At 39.3% G+C, this 18,378-nt stretch carries 18 protein-coding genes; all 18 read right to left on the reverse strand.

The annotated features are described in order from the left end of the window. Positions 1 to 45: 45 nt before the first annotated feature. The 18 genes from MKY65_RS12450 to MKY65_RS12535 all read right to left on the reverse strand — a co-directional run bounded on the left by MKY65_RS12450 (position 46) and on the right by MKY65_RS12535 (position 18,367). Positions 46 to 1,086: an NAD(P)H-dependent glycerol-3-phosphate dehydrogenase gene (locus MKY65_RS12450; RefSeq protein ID WP_339177264.1), complete on the reverse strand. Its 1,041-nt coding sequence runs from the start codon at positions 1,084 to 1,086 to the stop codon at positions 46 to 48. A 14-nt stretch (positions 1,087 to 1,100) separates the two neighbouring features. Further along, positions 1,101 to 2,411 (reverse strand): ribosome biogenesis GTPase Der, encoded by a 1,311-nt coding sequence (gene der, locus MKY65_RS12455; RefSeq protein ID WP_042534171.1) that lies wholly within the window; start codon positions 2,409 to 2,411, stop codon positions 1,101 to 1,103. Positions 2,412 to 2,588: 177 nt separating this feature from the next. After that, complete coding sequence (locus MKY65_RS12460; RefSeq protein WP_339177266.1) at positions 2,589 to 2,774, reverse strand: hypothetical protein; 186 nt, start codon at positions 2,772 to 2,774, stop codon at positions 2,589 to 2,591. Continuing rightward, complete coding sequence (locus MKY65_RS12465) at positions 2,775 to 3,671, reverse strand: YIEGIA family protein (protein WP_339177268.1); 897 nt, start codon at positions 3,669 to 3,671, stop codon at positions 2,775 to 2,777. Positions 3,672 to 3,893: 222 nt separating this feature from the next. Then, positions 3,894 to 5,027, reverse strand: coding sequence for a 30S ribosomal protein S1 (rpsA, locus tag MKY65_RS12470; RefSeq protein ID WP_339177271.1), 1,134 nt, complete (start codon positions 5,025 to 5,027; stop codon positions 3,894 to 3,896). A 114-nt stretch (positions 5,028 to 5,141) separates the two neighbouring features. Further along, positions 5,142 to 5,723, reverse strand: coding sequence for a lysophospholipid acyltransferase family protein (locus MKY65_RS12475; RefSeq protein WP_339177273.1), 582 nt, complete (start codon positions 5,721 to 5,723; stop codon positions 5,142 to 5,144). Positions 5,724 to 5,860: 137 nt separating this feature from the next. After that, complete coding sequence (cmk, locus tag MKY65_RS12480; protein ID WP_339177274.1) at positions 5,861 to 6,547, reverse strand: (d)CMP kinase; 687 nt, start codon at positions 6,545 to 6,547, stop codon at positions 5,861 to 5,863. Positions 6,548 to 6,802: 255 nt separating this feature from the next. Beyond that, positions 6,803 to 8,146 carry a germination protein YpeB gene (ypeB, locus tag MKY65_RS12485; protein WP_339177277.1) on the reverse strand — a complete coding sequence of 448 codons (1,344 nt, stop codon included), beginning with the start codon at positions 8,144 to 8,146 and terminating at the stop codon, positions 6,803 to 6,805. Positions 8,147 to 8,162: 16 nt separating this feature from the next. Next, on the reverse strand, positions 8,163 to 8,921 hold the full coding sequence (gene sleB / locus MKY65_RS12490) for a spore cortex-lytic enzyme (RefSeq protein ID WP_339185235.1): 759 nt from the start codon (positions 8,919 to 8,921) through the stop codon (positions 8,163 to 8,165). A gap of 588 nt (positions 8,922 to 9,509) precedes the next feature. Then, positions 9,510 to 10,187 (reverse strand): glutamic-type intramembrane protease PrsW, encoded by a 678-nt coding sequence (gene prsW / locus MKY65_RS12495; RefSeq protein ID WP_339177280.1) that lies wholly within the window; start codon positions 10,185 to 10,187, stop codon positions 9,510 to 9,512. A gap of 34 nt (positions 10,188 to 10,221) precedes the next feature. Continuing rightward, a complete protein-coding gene (locus tag MKY65_RS12500; RefSeq protein WP_339177282.1) occupies positions 10,222 to 11,187 on the reverse strand; it encodes an asparaginase in 966 nt (321 codons plus the stop codon). Positions 11,188 to 11,324: 137 nt separating this feature from the next. Continuing rightward, a complete protein-coding gene (locus MKY65_RS12505; RefSeq protein WP_339177284.1) occupies positions 11,325 to 12,299 on the reverse strand; it encodes a YpdA family putative bacillithiol disulfide reductase in 975 nt (324 codons plus the stop codon). 210 nt (positions 12,300 to 12,509) lie between these two features. Further along, complete coding sequence (locus tag MKY65_RS12510) at positions 12,510 to 13,793, reverse strand: Glu/Leu/Phe/Val dehydrogenase (RefSeq protein WP_339177287.1); 1,284 nt, start codon at positions 13,791 to 13,793, stop codon at positions 12,510 to 12,512. 152 nt (positions 13,794 to 13,945) lie between these two features. Continuing rightward, the gene (locus MKY65_RS12515; protein WP_332093701.1) at positions 13,946 to 14,533 is read right to left on the reverse strand and encodes a genetic competence negative regulator; all 588 of its coding nucleotides are present in this window, start codon (positions 14,531 to 14,533) and stop codon (positions 13,946 to 13,948) included. A gap of 397 nt (positions 14,534 to 14,930) precedes the next feature. Further along, positions 14,931 to 15,209 (reverse strand): hypothetical protein, encoded by a 279-nt coding sequence (locus MKY65_RS12520; RefSeq protein WP_339177291.1) that lies wholly within the window; start codon positions 15,207 to 15,209, stop codon positions 14,931 to 14,933. A gap of 10 nt (positions 15,210 to 15,219) precedes the next feature. Continuing rightward, entirely contained in the window at positions 15,220 to 15,786 is a 567-nt protein-coding gene (locus tag MKY65_RS12525) for a type II CAAX endopeptidase family protein (protein WP_339177294.1), read from the reverse strand. 1 nt (position 15,787) lies between these two features. Continuing rightward, positions 15,788 to 17,326 carry a RecQ family ATP-dependent DNA helicase gene (locus tag MKY65_RS12530; protein ID WP_339177296.1) on the reverse strand — a complete coding sequence of 513 codons (1,539 nt, stop codon included), beginning with the start codon at positions 17,324 to 17,326 and terminating at the stop codon, positions 15,788 to 15,790. Between the two features lie 3 nt (positions 17,327 to 17,329). Further along, entirely contained in the window at positions 17,330 to 18,367 is a 1,038-nt protein-coding gene (locus MKY65_RS12535; RefSeq protein WP_339177298.1) for a helix-turn-helix domain-containing protein, read from the reverse strand. Positions 18,368 to 18,378 lie beyond the last annotated feature (11 nt).

Consider the following 18,378-nt stretch of genomic DNA (forward strand, 5'->3'; position numbering starts at 1 on the left):
TTGCAGTTCATTCGTCACAGTATATGCAAGAAGGAAAGTTATGTGTTACTTATCCGAATAACGTTCTTTTAAAAGATTGCTTATATCATCCATTTCCTGACGCTTATTCCGGCTCATTAATTCGTCTACAACGTCCTTTGGTTTTTTATCCTCAAAAAGCACTTGGTAGATTCCTTGGGTAATCGGCATTTCAACACCCTGCTCTTTTGCAAATTGGTGTGCTGCCTGCACCGTCCGGACGCCTTCTACCACCATGCCCATTTCTTCTAACACCTGATCGAGATTCATGCCCTTACCTAACAGGTTTCCAGCTCTCCAGTTTCTGCTGTGGACACTTGTACAGGTAACAATCAAATCTCCTACACCAGACAGGCCAAGGAAGCTTAATGGATTCGCTCCCAGGGATGTGCCGAGGCGGGCAATTTCGGCTAAACCGCGTGTGATCAAAGCTGCTTTTGCATTATCTCCATAGCCGAGACCATCTGAAATACCGGCTCCTAAGGCAATAATATTTTTGAGTGCTCCTCCAACTTCGATTCCCAAAATATCATCGCTTGTATAAACACGTAAATTTTCACTGTTGAATAAATCTTGCGCTTGACGTGCCCTGTCCAGATTGACTGCTGATACAGATACTGTCGTCGGATGACGCAATGCTACCTCTTCCGCATGACTCGGTCCGGATAATACCACAATGTTCTCATAAGGGAAATCAGGAATTTCCTCCGAAATCATTTCAGATACACGTTTCAACGAACCGGGCTCAATCCCTTTTGTCGCATGAATAATCTGTGTGCTTGAATGAATGTCATCTTTTAACTGCTGACAAACCTCACGAATTGCTTTTGTCGGAACAACGATAACAACTGCATCTGCATCTTTTACAGCTTCCTTCATGTCATGAAATGCAGTTATGGCGTCGGGAATATCAACGTCCAGGTATTTATTATTCCGGTGAGTTTGGTTGATTTCGTCTACATGTTCCTGTCGATGTGCCCACAAACGCACCTCATGCCCGTTATCAGCTAAAACTATTGCAAGTGCTGTTCCCCAGCTTCCTGCTCCAAGTACTGCAACCTTACGCATCGTATCTCTCCCCTTTACTGTCTCCGTCGTGCAAATATTTTTATCGGAGTTCCTGCAAAATCAAAAGCATCTCTAATTTTATTCTCTAAAAATCGTTCATAAGAAAAATGCATGAGTTCCGGATCATTCACAAACACGACAAAGCTAGGCGGTTTCACAGCTACCTGTGTCGCATATAACACTTTCAGCCTTCTTCCTTTCAGTGTTGGCGTCGGATTCATTGCAATGGCATCCATAATCACGTCATTGAGAACATTTGTCTGAACACGCTTCGAATGATTTTCGCTTGCTAATTGAACCATTGGAATCAGCGTATGAAGCCGTTTTTTTGTTTTTGCAGACAAAAATACAATTGGTGCATAATCTAAATACTGAAAATGCGCCCGGATTTTTGTTTCAAAATCCTTCATTGCTTTTTCGTCACTGTCCACCGTATCCCACTTATTTACAACGATAACAATTGCCCGGCCTGCCTCGTGTGCATAACCCGCAATCTTCTTATCCTGCTCTCTGATGCCTGTTTCTGCGTCAATTAATACCAAGACCACATCAGAGCGTTCAATCGCCCGCAGCGCCCTTAAAACGCTGTATTTCTCTGTGCTTTCATAAACTTTACCGCGTTTACGCATTCCAGCTGTATCAATAATCACAAAATCTTGATCATCTTTACGTAATTTCGTATCGATAGCATCTCTGGTTGTGCCTTCTATTTCACTTACAATCACGCGATTTTCATTTAATAAAGCATTTACCAGGGAGGACTTTCCTACATTTGGACGGCCGATTAAACTGAAGTAAATCGTATCATCCTCTTTTTCTGTTTCCTCATTTTCCGGAAAATGAGCCACTACTTCATCCAGCATGTCTCCCAGCCCGAGGCCATGTGTTCCGGAAATAGGAAACGGCTGTCCAAATCCCAAGGCATAAAACTCATACACCATTTCGCGCATTTCCGGGTTGTCCATCTTATTCACGGCTAACACAACCGGCTTATTAGATTTGAATAAAAGCTTTGCAACCTCTTCATCGGCCGCAGTAATACCTTCTCTGCCGTTAAGCATAAAAATAATAACATCTGCTTCATCAATAGCAATTTCAGCCTGCTGTCTCATTTGATTTAATAATGGCTCATCGACCATTTCAATACCGCCAGTATCTATTATGTTAAATGTTTGATTTAACCATTCTGCTTCCGAATAAATACGATCGCGGGTTACACCCGGTGTATCTTCCACGATAGAAATTCTTTCTCCAACTAATCGATTAAATATCGTTGATTTACCAACATTTGGTCTACCAACAATTGCTACTACAGATTTCCTCACGTAAGGAACATCCTCTCTTTTTTCAAAATTCCTTCTAAAATATCAGCAGGTTATACGATCCAGTAATACACAATCTCACTGCATCTCAGTCTTTATTCTAGCAAAAGTAGGAAAGTTCCACAACGAAATATATTAGCGCTTGTTCAAAATGATTTTATTTGAAGCAGCCTCTTACTTTTAGTGTTTTACAATAATATAGACCTCATCACTCAAACGATGTGCAATGCCGTCCATAATCGCTTCCAGATTGGTTGAAAATAACTGAAGCTCTTCATTCGAGGTACAGATAAAGATAGGAGCCCCTCCTCCAACTTGCTCTTCTTTTGTGGTGATGACAGCTAAAATCGCTTTTTCCACAATCATTTACTTTTTACCCCCTTTTAAAAATGTAGCTTCCGAAGGCATCTTAATCGCATTTTCTAATACTGGAACGGAGCCGATTACTTTTTTAGCCAGCTCTGCATCCCGGACAAGCGGTAAAATAAAAACACCCAGCCTACCGTCATCAAGATCACGTTTTATCAAAGGGGCTAAAGCAGGGGTTCCCGAATCTTTATAAATTCCTAAAGTAGCAGAAACATCATGTAATATGGCCTGCCGCTGACCCAGGTTGCTGATCGTAGTGATAACATTTATATTTTTTGGTGTGAGGATAAACCCCATTCCATATTTTAAAATCTCTTCCTGTCTTTCTTCTATCCCGATATTCATAATATAAATATTATCAACATACAAGCCAGCCCCGTCAAAGGAGATATCTGATTCTTCGATTTCGACAATGTCTCTTAACGAAGACCCGCTCATAAAGCTAAGCGCTGCAACGATGGTCAATACACCAACAACGGTGGAAGGAAACCACCCCCAATTTATATAAGCAAACGTTGTTAAAAAGGCTGCAAACATAACAAGATAATTTCTTCCTTCAAAAGAAATAGCAATTCCTTCAATGTACGTGCTGCCTCTGGAGACCAGTTCGAATTGATCCAGTTCTGTTAACGTATTTCGCTCCATATTCCGGACATCTCTAAATTGAGTTGCAGCTACCGTTAAGAAGGTTACGGCTGTAAATTCCATTTCCAATAAAGCAGGTATAGCCAATGCACCAAGTGACGCAGCTATAAATCCTAATGATAAGTGAATAATCCGGCCATGCAGATAGGTAGGATACTGTCTATAATCACTACGTAATGTGATTAATCTGGCCAGTGTCCCTGCAACCACTCCAAATAAAATTGCTTGTGCGTAATATTCAATTTCCATACAAACCACCTCTTTTTCTTATGTGTTAGTATGGCTATTTTTTAAAAGGATTATTTATAAATTCACCCGGTCTTAGGTCTTATTGCATGAAAAAAAACTGCTCACCGGTAGGCACAGCTTTTCGGCAGCAAGAAAGCATAAACGTCTTTTACTGCATAAAAAAACGAAGATTGTCCCCCTAAATACCTCGAGACAATCTTCGTTTTCTAATAATCATTGTTATTATTTTTTGTATTTATCCAATTTATTTCCAATCACATCACCAAGCTGAAAGCCGGGCTGATCATCGGATTTTTCATATTGCTTGTATTCTTTTTCTTCTTGTTCCTGCTCTAATTCTTTGATGCTTAAAGAGATGCGCTGTTCTTCTTCATTCACATCTAATACCTTCACTGTAACAGGCTGTCCAATTTCAAGGACTTCCTGTGGTGTTCCGATATGACGGTTGGCAATTTGAGAAATATGCACAAGGCCTTCAACGCCAGGCAATAGTTCAACAAATGCTCCGAAGCTGACCAGTCTCTTGACAACACCTTCTGCAGTGGAACCAGGTTTAATTTTTTCACTTACTTCTGCCCAAGGTCCAGGGAGCGTATTTTTATGAGATAAAGAGATACGTTCACTGTCTAAATCGACAGAAATAACTTCTACCTTGATTTTATCTCCTTCAGAAACAACATCTGAAGCTTTTTCAACATGCTCATGCGCTAATTGGGAGATATGGACAAGTCCATCAACTCCTCCTAAATCAACAAATACACCAAAATTGGTAATACGTTGTACGACTCCCTCGATTACATCACCAGGGTTTAATGATTGCAGAACTTTTTCTTTTCTGTCTTTTTCTTCTTCCTCTACAATCGCACGATGGGATAAGATAACCCGGTTTTGGGTCCGGTCCATATCCGTGATTTTCACTTTTAACGTACGATCTAAATAATCACTGAAATCTTCCACGTAATAGGTTTCAACTAAAGAGGCAGGAATAAAGCCGCGTACTCCTACATCCACAACAAGTCCGCCTTTAACAACTTCCTTCACTGTTGTCTCAAAAGTCTCACCCTGTTCAAATTTTCTTTCAAGTTCTTCCCAGGATTGTTCTGCATCTACAGCTTTTTTTGATAACACAACTTCATCATCATCGATTTTTTTTACTTTTAAAGTGACTTCTTCCCCTTCAGCTAACACATCAGTTGTAGACTCTACATGGAGCGTGGAAAGTTCGCTTATCGGTAAAATACCTTCTGTTTTATATCCGATATCAACAAGAACTTGTTTTTCTTCTAATTTTACAACTGTTCCCGTCACTGTAGCACCAACTTCTAATGCATGAAGGTCTTTATTTTCTTCACTCATATCCTTAGCCTCCTAGTTACAGTTCGCCTATTCACACATTCGAATAGAAAAAGATTATTCATATGTTCTACCTATAACTTCTAATAATTAGTTTTATTTGTCAAGTAAAGTCAATTAATTTTTATGAATTTCGTATAAATTTCTGATTTCTTCCATAATTCCCTCTGACATTTCTTTTGCAGAAGATTTATTTTTTCGAAAAGCTTCTGCATCCATTGGTTTTCCATAAACAACCTTCGTCCGACGAAATAATTTATAATCACTCATAATGACACAGGGAACGACTTCCGCTTGTGACCGGAGTGCAAAAAAGCCGACTCCAGGCAAAGCGTTTCCCGGTTTGCCATCCTTACTTCTTGTCCCCTCTGGAAACAAGCCGAGCGTTCCTCCCTCTTCTAAAATTTTCAGGCCGCCTCTTAAAGCATTCCGGTCAGCCAGACCCCGTTTGACCGGAAAAGCGTGGACCCTTTTTAAGATACCACCTAAGATTTTTCCGCTGAAAAGCTCTTCCTTTGCCATAAAATGGATTGTTCTAGATGCTGTCATCCCTACCACAGGCGGGTCAAGGTTAGAAGTATGATTGGAACAAATAATGACTGGTCCTTTTTTCGGTATATGCTGTCTGCCAGTCACTTTAACTCGGAATAACGGATAAAAAAGAATACTTATTAAAAATTTACCCAAATGATACAACATGGAGACCCGCCTCCTGTTTTTAAACTTTTGCATGTAATAAGGGAAGGTTATTTCCCCATTCACATACAATTAACAACGAAGGTATTCGTTAATAAGCTTACACTTCAGAATCCAAGGTATTCCAGAAAAGATACACGTTAGCGAATGCCAAGTTTTTCAATAAATGGCTGGCATATCTCGAGAATTTTATTTGTCACATCATCAATGGATAAGGAAGTAGTATCCAATTCAATCGCATCTTCCGCTTTGACCAGCGGGGATGCCTCGCGGGTAGAGTCGAGTTCATCCCGCTTTTCTATTTCTTTTTCCAGTGTATGTAAATCAGCGGGGATGCCTTTTTGCCTGTTTTCCTCGAAGCGGCGCTTGGCTCGTTCTGTTACAGAAGCGATAAGAAATATTTTCACATCCGCATCCGGCAAAACATGCGATCCTATATCGCGCCCGTCCATGACAACACTATTATCCTGTGCAAGCTCTTGCTGAGCAGCCACCATTTTTTTTCGGACCAATGGATGCTTCGCAATAACCGAAACGGACGCTGTAACATCCGGATAGCGTACTGCCTCCGTGACATCCTTCTCATTGATAAATACACGCTGTCCTTCTTTATCCTGTGCAAGCCTGATATCAATCTTATTTAAAATTTTCATGACCGCTTTTTCATCTTCCAGATCAATATTCTCTTGCAGGGTCTGATAAGTAAGCGCCCTATACATCGCTCCAGTATCCACATAAATAATACCCAGCTTTTTTGCAATCTGCTTAGCAACCGTACTCTTTCCAGCTGCTGCCGGCCCGTCAATTGCAATTGAAATAAGCTCCATTCTCTTCACTCCTGCCATTAAAAAGCCTGACAATTGCCAAGCGAGTTCTACACTACTCTATCATAACATATTCCCAATTTATTAAACAGTCGAGAACACCTGCAATTTTTCGTGAACATTTCTATTCTCTGCTTCCAGGATTCTAAAATCAGACGCTCCATACGACTTCTTATTTGTAAGAATAACAAAGAAAATTGCCTTCGAAAATGTATAAAATAAATTCTCGAAGGCAGTTGTTATTAAGAATGTTTTTACTTATATTACAGAATTGTAATTAATTTCAGCATCTGTCATTTTCTCAATTTTTTCTTCTTCCCCTGTCTCTGCATTAATAAATATGCGATATGTCGCGTCATCTCTGGTTCCTAAAAATTCATAGGTGAGAATTTCTTCGCCCTGGTTATCATCAATAATCGCTAGATGATTTTCTTGAATTTTCACTCCCTGATTTACTGCATCACGGGCTTCTTCTTCTGAAATAGCCGGTTCTGGTATATCCCGTTCTGTATGATTTTTAAAGTAATTATTTGCCGTCAGCCCGGTAATATCTCCATTATCTAAAGCTACCTTCACTTCGACAGCATCCGAAAAAACTCGAACTCCATCATCTTCATAGACAAAAGAGTATATACCGACCTGATCATATTCACTGCTCTGGAAAAGCTCCATTTCATCAAATCCCAGCTCTGAAAGGTAATCCGTTGCTATTTCAAACCCTTCATTCAAGCTTAATTGCTTGCCGCCTATTTCTCTGGAAACTAATAAGTTAAGCGGATGGCCGCCCTGCACAGTCAAATCTGCGTAGCCTCTTTCCCCGTTTTCATCATAGGAAACACTATACATTGGCGTTAATGCCCCGTCACCAGATTTTGTAACTGTCCAATCGGTTCCATCTTCTTTGCCAAAAATCTTTTCGGCTTCCTTCATGGCTTCTTCTTCTGAAAGATCGTCACCTGTTATATTTTTATAAGAATGTTCTTCCGTTTCTGTACTGGTTGTACTGTTTTCAGGCGTTTCCTCCGTAGAAGTATCAAAGGAGTCTTCTACCGCTTGGAAGCTATTGACCATATCATTATCTTTTTCGTCATTTGTATTTAATAATGCTTGTTCTGCATCTATCCATTTCGAACCATCAGTTAAGGAGTGATGCTGTGCTTCCCTGAGTTCATCCCGTATTTCTCCAGATTGTTGATAGAATTCTTCCAGCTGCGCTGTTTCTTCTTCTGTTAATGGGTCGTCATCCAAGTCACGAACAGCAGTCTGATAAGTGAAATCTCCTAACTCTGAGAGAAATTGCTCTGTTTTATGAATCGGCAGCAATCCCATCGGCAGATGCCCCGTATTGGCATGTGCATTGGAACTGATGCGCCAAATATCGACAAACTGCGGTGATAATTTATCAGGTGAATTCATTGCCAGAGAGGTCCCAATCTGGTCGTTTAACACATCCATATTGTAGGTTAGTTCATGGAAGGATCTTTGATATTCATTTTCTGCTTGAACATATAAATCATTTTTTTGTTTATTTGTCTGGTAGCCCCAAATGGAAACAGAAATAAGGGCTACGGTTAACAATGTAATGGTAATCCAACGATACATTTCATTTCACACCTTTCTAACTGCAGAATATATGTTTTCCAATTGTCTTAATCTGTGGTCTGGTCCAAATCCATCCTGAAGTTGCGGTATCCGGATTGAAATAGTAGAGTGCATTACCAGAGGGGTCCCATCCATTAATCGCATCCAGCACTGCTTCTCTGGCCTGATCATTCGGCTCCAGCCATATTTGTCCGTCCGCCACTGCTGTAAATGCTCTCGGTTCAAAGATAACCCCGGATACTGTATCAGGAAACAGCTCACTGTTTACCCGATTGAGGATAACTGCTGCAACTGCTACTTGGCCTTCATAAGGCTCTCCCCTTGCTTCTCCATATACTGCGTTTGCCATTAGCTGGATATCATTATTAGAATATCCTTGCGGGACATTTACCGAGCTGGTAGGGGTACTTTCTTCTCCTCCGTTATTCCCTCCGGATGGAGCAGAGCCAGTCCCATACATTTCTTGCTTCACCTTTTCTTTATCGAATTCTGTCGCCTGCGTCAGCTTATCCTTTGCCGCCTGCCCGGCCAGCCCATCGATTTCCATTCCAAATTCATATTGAAAATTTCTTAAAGCCCAGTAAGTTCCCCAGCCAAAAACACCGTCAATTTCGCCATTATAAAAACCGATATGTTTTAATCTGGCTTGTAATTCAATAACGTCATCTCCAACTGCTCCTTGTTGAATCACTTGATCACTAAATGCATTTGTCTGTTCTGGTTTCGCAAAAATAAATGCAGATAGAAATATAAAAAGGGTGAAGCTAAAAATCATAGGCTTGCGATGTCTTTTCATATTGATGCCTCCATTTTCTTCCTATAAACCTTTCTTTTCATACCAGCTGCTTCTAATATTTAAAGGAATAACCGGCAAAAGATTGGCAAAAGAGAAATTTTATCACGGAGAACCGCCCGTAAAACTCCTGCCTCGCAATAGAGAGTGAAAATATATTTATTGAGGCGGGAGATAACAGGCGCTAACTCCCTGAATCACTCAACTAACATCCAGCAGATAATCTTAAGCTGAATGAAGTTTCGTTTTATCTACGTCTATTTTTTGTGCAATTCCTCTTTTTATTCATAAACAATGAAAATCAAATTAATTGCTTCCTAGTGAATAAATTTTCTGTCCAGTTTCATACCGGTTTTAATCGTCTTTTTTTAAAAAACCAAGAATACCGCTTGGTCTTTAAAACATCGGTGTTCTTGCTAAAGAGATGTCCGCTACGGAAAGCGGAGTGTATTTCTGGGGCCTAAGATTACTCACCCCATGAAACCCGTTGGAGCGGCTATATTCAGCATTTTTTATATACTTTCCTATTCTTCAATAAAAAAGCTGACGAACAACTTTTTCGTCAGCTTTTTATCTATTACTTTTATACATTTTGTCAGGGAGAAAACGGATATCATACATTCTGGCATGCTTTAAACGATAAATCGCAAAAACCCATACACCAGCTAAAAATATCGAGAGGATGATAATAAATTGATTTAATCCGAGTAATATGTAGTTATATATTCCATGCAGCAGAAATGGAAGTACAAAGGCAATCGTCAAGTATCTGTGTTTGTTTTTCGGTTTCATTTTTGCTTTCCCTAAATAATATCCCATAATAATTCCAAACAGAGCGTGTGAAGAAACAGGATACAGTGCACGCATCCACGCAAATTCAACTCCATTTGATAATAAATAAAATACATTTTCCAAGGAAGCAAATCCTAAACTGATTGCACTGGCATACACAATTCCATCGTAATGGTTATCAAATTCATCATGCTGATAAATTAAGAACATAAACATAAACCATTTGAAAAACTCTTCCAGAAATGCACTAAATAGAAAAGCTTCTGCGACAATCGGAATATTGTCCAGCTCCGCATGAATACCATACTGAATAAACATAATCGGCAGCACAATCAATGCACCGGCGATAAACATACGTGCTATTAGCCAAAGCGGTTCTGTGATACGGTCACGCAAATAAATAAACGTCATAAAAGCTACAGCAGGGGCTATACCAGCAGATAGAGCAGCTATCATTGATTCTTACTCCTCTTCTTTAGTCGGTAAACAATTATATATCAAATAAATGTTCCAGTTCCGCGTTACTTGCCATTCCCACAAGAAGTTTAATTCTTGCTTTTTTACTATCATAATCTCTTCCCAAAAGTACTCCATTCTCCATAAGATCATAGGTACTGCCTTCATAATCATAAGTAGGATAGACTTCTCCTTCCACAGCAGAGGTTGTAATTACTACTTTTATACCTTTTCGAATACATTCTTTAATCGCAGGCATCATGGCCTGTGATACTTGTCCTCTGCCGACACCTTCCAGAACCAGTCCATCTACTTCATTGTCTATTGCTGCTTGGATATATTTTCCGTCAGCTTCCATATATACTTTAATAATATCTACCGTCGGGAGCTCTTTTTTTAACTCTAAATGCTCCCGGTACGTCGGCTTTTGGAATACTCGAACCGTGTTGTTATCAATAATTCCTAAATAGCCGTAGCCAAAAGCATTAAAACCTTGGATATTCGAAGCATGCTCTTTTCGGACATAGCGGGAATGGAAAATACGCTCATTGAATACAACCGTCACACCGACATCCTTTAAATCTTCACTGCAGGCTGCCAAAATTGCATTTTTAATATTTATAAAGGAATCTGTCCCCACCTCTTTAGGTGAACGCTGTGATCCGGTGTATACAATTGGAATACGGTAGTCTGAAATAAGATGCATAAAATAAGAAGCTTCTTCCAATGTATCTGTTCCCTGTGTGACTACAATCCCGTCGAAAGCTTCCTCATTTAAGTACTCGTCTAACTTTTCTTTGATTTTTATTAAATCAGAAAAGTTTAAATGCATACTAGCTTTTTGAAAGAAAGAATCCACTTTCACCTGAATATTGGAAGGAACATCACATTTTTCAATAATATCTTCTCCAGTTAATACCCCGGAAGCCAGCTTACCGCTCTCCTCATTTTTATCACTTGCAATGGTGCCTCCTGTTGCAATCATCAACACTTTTTTCATGTTATTACCTTCTTTATTGGTTAGTTATCTGCATTATCTATTAGTGTATCACAATAATTTTTACTGAAATAAAGTTCAGGCTGCATGTTGCAGCGAGAGGAACAGACCTCCCGCTTTATCTGTTCCAAAGCATTTCATTATCTGGAGCAGATAGATGCAGCAATTTGCTCTCCATGAAAACGCCCATTTTCAATAAATACTTTGTTATTATCGTATCCTGCAGCTACTACGCCGGCAATATATAAATTTTTCACATTTGTTTCCATCGTCTTCTCATCATGTACAGGCTTGCCATTTTCCAGATTAATCTCCACCCCGGCTTGCTTTAACAAGCTATAATCCGGACGATAGCCAGTCATGGCAAAGACAAAGTCATTCTCAATCGTTACTTCCTGCCCGTCTTTTTCATAAGTTAAATGCGTATCGGTTATTTCTGTTACAGTTGCGCCGAAAGCCATATCCACTTTCCCATTTCGGACAAGTGATTCAAACTCTGGCAAAATCCATGGCTTAATACTTTCCGAATAGATATCTCCACGGTAAATGACGGTAACATCTGCCCCGGCTTTATGCAGTTCCAGCGTCGCATCTACAGAAGAGTTCTTGCCGCCGATAACGGCAACCTTTTGATTAAAAAATTCATGTGCCTCTTTAAAATAATGGGTTACTTTAGGCAATGATTCTCCAGGGACATCTAAGTAGTTAGGCTGGTTATAATATCCTGTAGCCATAATTACTTTTTCCGCACGATATTCATTCTTATTTCCATTATTTTTAACGGTTTTCAAGAAAAAATGTTCTTCATCCTTTTCAATAGACACTAATGTTTCAAACGCATTTACACGCAGTTCATTTCTTTCGGCAACCTCCCGATAATAGACCATTGCCTGATTACGCACCGGCTTTTTATTTTCAGAGATAAATGGGACCCCGCCAATTTCTAAACGGTCACTTGAACTAAAAAACGTTTGGTGAGTCGGGAAGTTACTGATTGTCTGAACAACATTTCCTTTTTCAATTAATAAAGGGTTTTCGCCTTTTTGCTGAAGCTCTAATGCACATGCCATTCCGCATGGTCCAGCTCCAATAATAATAATTTTTTCGTCTAGCATTTCTTATCCTTCCTTCATCCATCACTTAGAAAAACGATTCATCCGCTATCAATCAGAGAATCAATCGCTGATTTATTCTATATTATCACGTGAAAATTTTTCATTTACTATCGTACAACGAAGCAGACTGCATCGCAATACAAAAGCTTTTCTTCTACACAAATAAAAAACTCTTATCATGGAAGAGTTTTTTATTTATTTCCTTATGAATTAAACCCAGCCTCTAAAACGGGAAGCTTCAGCCATTTTCCTTACACCTATCATATAAGCTGCCAGCCGCATATCGATTTTTCTTGTTTTTGCCATATGATATATATTGTTAAAAGAATTAATCATGATTTCATGTAATCGTCTGTCGATTTCTTCCTCTGTCCAGTAAAAGCCCTGGTTATTCTGTACCCATTCAAAGTAGGATACCGTAACTCCCCCGGCTGATGCCAGAACATCCGGAACAATGAGGATATCCCTGTCAGTAAGAATCTTCGTTGCTTCCATTGTCGTCGGACCATTGGCTGCTTCAACAATAATCGAGGCTTTGATATTATGTGCATTATCTCTTGTAATTTGGTTTTGTACCGCTGCCGGAACAATAATATCACAGTCCAGCTCAAATAATTCTTTGTTTGTAATCGTTTTATCAAATAGTTTAGTTACGGTTCCAAAACTGTCGCGGCGATCCAGCAGATAATCAATATCTAAACCGTTCGGGTCATGTAATGCTCCATAAGCATCTGAAATTGCGACAACTTTTGCTCCTGCATCATGCAGAAATTTAGATAGAAAGCTTCCTGCGTTCCCAAATCCCTGAATAACGACGCGGGCTCCCTTGATATCGATGCCTTTCTTTTTCGCTGCTTCATTTAAAGCAATCGTTACCCCTTTAGCTGTTGCCGATTCTCTGCCGTGAGACCCGCCGAGAACAATTGGTTTTCCGGTAATAAAACCAGGATTATTCAATTTATCGATTTTACTATATTCATCCATCATCCATGCCATGATTTGTGAATTTGTAAATACATCTGGAGCCGGGATATCTTTTGTCGGACCGACAATCTGACTTACCGCCCGAACATATCCGCGGCTTAAAGCTTCCAGTTCTCTAAAAGACATTTCCCTCGGGTCACAAATGATACCGCCTTTTGCTCCGCCATAAGGCAAATCTACAATTCCAGCTTTTAAACTCATCCATATCGAAAGTGCTTTCACTTCTGTTTCTGTAACATCCGGATGGAAACGAATGCCGCCTTTTGTCGGGCCGATTGCATCATTATGCTGGGCTCTGTAACCGGTAAAGACTTTCACCTTTCCATCGTCCATGCGGACTGGAATACGAACAGTAAGCATACGCAAAGGTTCTTTTAATAAATCAAAAACTTCTTCAGGGTAACCAAGTTTATTTAATGCGGTTTCCACAATAGATAACGTTGAATTTAACACATCCGTATTTTCTTGTTTTTTAGCTTGGGAAGCATCTCCTGCTTTATCGCCTGCCATTAATATTTACCCCCTACCATTATATCAATGTTTTACTCACTCATGGTTTAGTATACACTTTCATACAAAATATGCAATGAAAGAGGCGACCGGCTGGATGAGAAGTTTTTAATCAAACAATGCGCTTTCTGCTTCCCCATTTGTCCATCCTTTTAGGAAGCAAAATAGTGATTGATTTTAGCTATTGCGTCGCTTTTAAAAATAATCTTGCCATATTCCTGTAAACGATGGGAAGTTAAGATACTTGGATGAGCAAATTCTGACATCAGTCCTATAATATTTTCCTTATGCCGCGCTGTTTGCACATAAGGATCCAGCATCATAAAATAACGGTTCTCCATAAAATACACATTCGATTCTTTGATGTGCATATTCGGTAAATAACCGGCCACAGCAATTACATCTTCAAAGTCATCAAATGAAAATATAAGCTCTTTACTTTCATCAAGTGTCACTTTCATTTCAATATATTCATCATCTATTTCAATATCGGCATCGTCGTATTGATGGGTAACAAAAATATGCATTCCCTGAGCTTGCATGAGATGCACCTGTACAAGTAACATTCCTTCAAACTCCATTCCCAGTTCACTGCTTGCTTCGTACATCATATCACTAAACAGCGTACGAACATTAGATGCATCATGCCACAAGTCCTCACGGGTAAATCCTCTTTCTATTAGATCATCGAACGTGAGAAAAATTTTAAACTGGTCTGTTGAAATTCGTTCGATCCGCATACTGCATCCCCCTTATCTTCTTCACTTTTGCAACAAGTATTTATATTAATATATGCACTATTTTCAAATGATGAACATAACCTGCTTGTATCGTTTTGAAAATGGGTTATAAATGAGCATAGCGTTTATTTATTCCTCAACTTTCGCACCTAAGAATAAGCATATATATCTTGCAATGCTTGCTTTTTGGTGAAATATCCGGCCTTTTTGGAATTGGTGATGGTGCATAGCTCCGCTCCGGCACTTTACACTTCACCTTCTATTCTTGTTATCCAAAAAACCATCAACTCCTGTTTCTATGGAAATGAAATTTCGTTATATATATTTTTTTCCTATGCTTGTACATTTATTATAACATTTTATATGATGATTGAATGATATGATGCTTACATAAAAATCAAGTAAACCAAAGAAAAACTCCGGCAAGTGCCAGAAGAACAACAACCATGAAAATAAAACGCAGTAATGGAAGATTCAGTTTCCAGCGCATTTTACGGTTGCCTTTATGTACTTCATTTCTTGGAGGAAGATTCAATATATCTATTTCAACAGACGCCTGTTCCAATTGTTCTTCTTCATCTGGGCCTGCTTGTCCGGTTTCTTCCGGTTTATGTTCTGTTACATCTTGAATAGCTTGTCTTAATGCTTCTGCCTGATCATTTTGTTTGGAGCTCAATGCCATCACCTCATTTGTTTAACCGTATAACTAAACCAAGTAGAAAGTCAATAAAAAAATGCATGACAATAGGTACAATTAAATTAGCTGTATGTTCATAAACCCAGCCGATATAAAAACTTAAGGCTAATACAGCGGAAAATAGAACAGGCTTCTTCATATATCGTATGTGGACGGCAGCAAAAAGAATACTTGCAAATACATACCCAAAAGTTGTCTGGACAACACCTCTAAATAGAAGTTCCTCGCAAATGGCCACCGTCAGCGTGAATATAAAAATAAAACCAATCGGCTGATTTTTAAATATAAGCTCATTGATTCCGCCATCATCCCACCACTTTTTGGGCATTGTATACACGATAGCAATTTCAATCAAAACAATCATAACAGCAGATAAAAAACCAAAGATAAAAATTTCCTTTGTATCCCATTTGAAAAGGTGCATCCAATCGAAAAAGGAATCGAAAAGGAAAAAACTCAGGATTATCGCTATCAGGAATAATAAACCTTGTGAAAAAAATAATTGAATCCTTCGCTCTTTGACGGACATTTGCTTTAACAGGTCATATTGTTTCATCTTATACCTCTTCCAAATGTAAAATTCGCTGAAGTTTTTTACGCCAGTTCACAGGATAAGAGACTTCTGCAGTTTGGAAAGACGATGAAGGCATCCACTTGCTCCAATCAAATCCGCAATTGCTGCAGCATTGATCAGACGGCTTCTCAAAACCACTTTGAAAAGGCTGGTAAAGTGTTTCCCGCAAACAATTCTTTGTCTGGATCCATTGATACAATTCATTGAGCTTCTTGTTTTTATATAACTGCCTTTTCTCCAGATAGTTCATGACATTAACTCTAACCTGCTTCCATTTCTCTTCATCTATAAACCATTCATTATCGCGAAGGAGCCCATGCTTTTGGAGTTGTCTTTGAATAAAACGTGCTGCTCCTTCGTTGATATCCAAAAGCATATGCAGTTGTTCTGGAGACGGTAAATCCTTATGCTGACGCTGAAGGGCAACAATCGTCGAAACCAGATGGTCTATATTTTCTATCGCCGGCAGCTCATTTTTCACCATGTTCGCAGATAGTCGAAAATCGCCTTTTTGATAAAGAATCATACCGACACTGGATTTCCCATCTCTCCCAGCTCTGCCTACTTCTTGAATATATGACTCTATCTGAAGCGGGAGATGGTAGTGGATGACCAGTCGTATATCGGGTTTATTAATTCCCATTCCAAACGCACTTGTACAGCAGATGATATCAATATGATTACTCATAAATTGCTGCTGGACCCGCAGGCGCTCTGCTGCTTCCATTCCACCGTGGTAATAGGCAATATTTCGTTCCGGATGCTTGGCGGCCAGGGACAAAGCAATCTCCTCTGCAGCCTGTCTGCTTGTAAAATAGATTAATGTGGGAACAGCATACGATGCCATGATTTCTGTAATGCGTTTTAATTTTTCTTGGTCATTTTCTGCTTCCTCTACACAAAAAGCAATATTTTTCCGATCCATTGGATAGATATGCTTTTTCATATCCGGTTTATGCAGGCTCTGGATAATGTCTCTTTGCACGTCTGGAGTTGCTGTAGCACTCAGCGCTAATACCGGCGGATGATTTAATGCTGCTATTGCTTCATGCAGCCGCTGATAATCAGGCCGAAACTCGTGTCCCCATTGTGAAATACAATGCGCTTCATCGACGACAAACAATTTAACAGGCAGCTGTTTCAAATAATTTAAATGTGTACTTTTCTGCAGCCACTCCGGCGAAACATAGATAAGCCGGTAAGCGTCTAAATTTTTTAATATTCTCTGCTGTTCTTGAAAAGGTAAAAAACTGTTTAAAGCAATTACTTCTTTAAAGGAAGCCGCTTTTAATTCCTTTACTTGGTCGACCATTAAAGAAATGAGCGGTGATACAACAAGGGTGATACCGTCTAACAGTTTTGCAGGAAGCTGATAGCAGATAGATTTTCCGGAGCCGGTAGGCAATACGCCGAGGACATCCTCTCCACGCAGGACATCGGAAATGATTTCTTCCTGTCCCTGACGAAAGAAATCATAATTAAAATGTTGATGCAATGCTTCTTCTAAGTGAATAATTCTCACCCCCTATTTGTTATACAAGACAAGCGCCAAGCGAATTTGAAAGTAACTGATATCCGGATGAACATTATTTTTAATTTCTTTTAAACGATAGGTTTGCTTTTTATGTACAACTTCTTTAATTTCTTCATAAATCGTTGAATCTAAGTAATCAAAAAAAGGAAACGCTTCTTCATGCATGGCAATCTCCACAAAATGATCCTGTATCGTATTTGCTTTTAACCGGCGAATTTGCATGATTTCGTTAAAAGTATGCTGTTTTTGCAATAACCGGTGTGTAGATTGTGCTGTCTGGCTCAAAGGCGTATCCGCAGTACCCAAGTTTTTAACGAAAAGCTTAAGCATCGAATACTCTTCGCCATGCTCCTGTACGTATAATAAATGATAAAACACCTTCTGCAAGGTTAAATAGCAATCTGGAATAGACTGCTGATAATCTTGAGAAAGCTGCTGTAAACTGCTTCCATAGGAAGAAAAACTCGTCAGACGGTCAATAAACATCGAGGCCTCCAAATCAGACAACATCGATAAGGCATGTTCTAATTCCTTATACAGCTGCTGCAGCAATTCCATGGAACGATGTTTATATTGTTTATAAAAGCCTTTTACAAATTGTTCGATTTCGTGATTATCTGTAATAGGAATGAATCGATATTCGTTCTTAGCAATGTTTGTAAAGGTCTGAATGAAAAGCAGAAACCGCTGCTTGAAGGGCTCAATTATATTTTTGTAAGTCGAACCATAAAAACCAGCAAGGGTTGTTTTATTGGCTGTAAGCCACGCCTGTCCTTTTTTTGTTATTAGCAGCCTCTGCTCATCATCCGCCAGCAAATAATTCCTCTCCAGTAATTGTTGCAGCTGTTGATAGTAGTCCGTCTTCATTAAATCAGGATAAATGCCATAGTAATCAGCAATATGATAAAATCTGGCGTCCTGTATAGTCTGAATGGCTTTTTTCCCGATTAAAAGATTGTAAACACTGGAGGTTGTACGCTCTTGATTTATTTTTTGGAAACATTCGATAAGAATCCCTTGAAAAAGCATCCTGACACCAC

This window comes from Oceanobacillus sp. FSL W7-1293, from assembly GCF_037969815.1.
GTDB classification, from domain to species: domain Bacteria; phylum Bacillota; class Bacilli; order Bacillales; family Amphibacillaceae; genus Oceanobacillus; species Oceanobacillus oncorhynchi.

Coding starts and splice junctions, on each gene's coding strand:
- MKY65_RS12465 (WP_339177268.1), bottom strand. CDS start 3,671: ATGGAAATTGAATATTACGCACAAGCAATTTTATTTGGAGTGGTTGCA.
- MKY65_RS12450 (WP_339177264.1), bottom strand. CDS start 1,086: ATGCGTAAGGTTGCAGTACTTGGAGCAGGAAGCTGGGGAACAGCACTT.
- MKY65_RS12460 (WP_339177266.1), bottom strand. CDS start 2,774: ATGATTGTGGAAAAAGCGATTTTAGCTGTCATCACCACAAAAGAAGAG.
- MKY65_RS12505 (WP_339177284.1), bottom strand. CDS start 12,299: ATGCTAGACGAAAAAATTATTATTATTGGAGCTGGACCATGCGGAATG.
- ypeB (WP_339177277.1), bottom strand. CDS start 8,146: ATGTATCGTTGGATTACCATTACATTGTTAACCGTAGCCCTTATTTCT.
- MKY65_RS12500 (WP_339177282.1), bottom strand. CDS start 11,187: ATGAAAAAAGTGTTGATGATTGCAACAGGAGGCACCATTGCAAGTGAT.
- sleB (WP_339185235.1), bottom strand. CDS start 8,921: ATGATTTTTAGCTTCACCCTTTTTATATTTCTATCTGCATTTATTTTT.
- rpsA (WP_339177271.1), bottom strand. CDS start 5,027: ATGAGTGAAGAAAATAAAGACCTTCATGCATTAGAAGTTGGTGCTACA.
- MKY65_RS12510 (WP_339177287.1), bottom strand. CDS start 13,793: ATGGCAGGCGATAAAGCAGGAGATGCTTCCCAAGCTAAAAAACAAGAA.
- prsW (WP_339177280.1), bottom strand. CDS start 10,187: ATGATAGCTGCTCTATCTGCTGGTATAGCCCCTGCTGTAGCTTTTATG.
- MKY65_RS12535 (WP_339177298.1), bottom strand. CDS start 18,367: ATGCTTTTTCAAGGGATTCTTATCGAATGTTTCCAAAAAATAAATCAA.
- MKY65_RS12525 (WP_339177294.1), bottom strand. CDS start 15,786: ATGAAACAATATGACCTGTTAAAGCAAATGTCCGTCAAAGAGCGAAGG.
- cmk (WP_339177274.1), bottom strand. CDS start 6,547: ATGGAGCTTATTTCAATTGCAATTGACGGGCCGGCAGCAGCTGGAAAG.
- MKY65_RS12515 (WP_332093701.1), bottom strand. CDS start 14,533: ATGCGGATCGAACGAATTTCAACAGACCAGTTTAAAATTTTTCTCACG.
- MKY65_RS12475 (WP_339177273.1), bottom strand. CDS start 5,723: ATGTTGTATCATTTGGGTAAATTTTTAATAAGTATTCTTTTTTATCCG.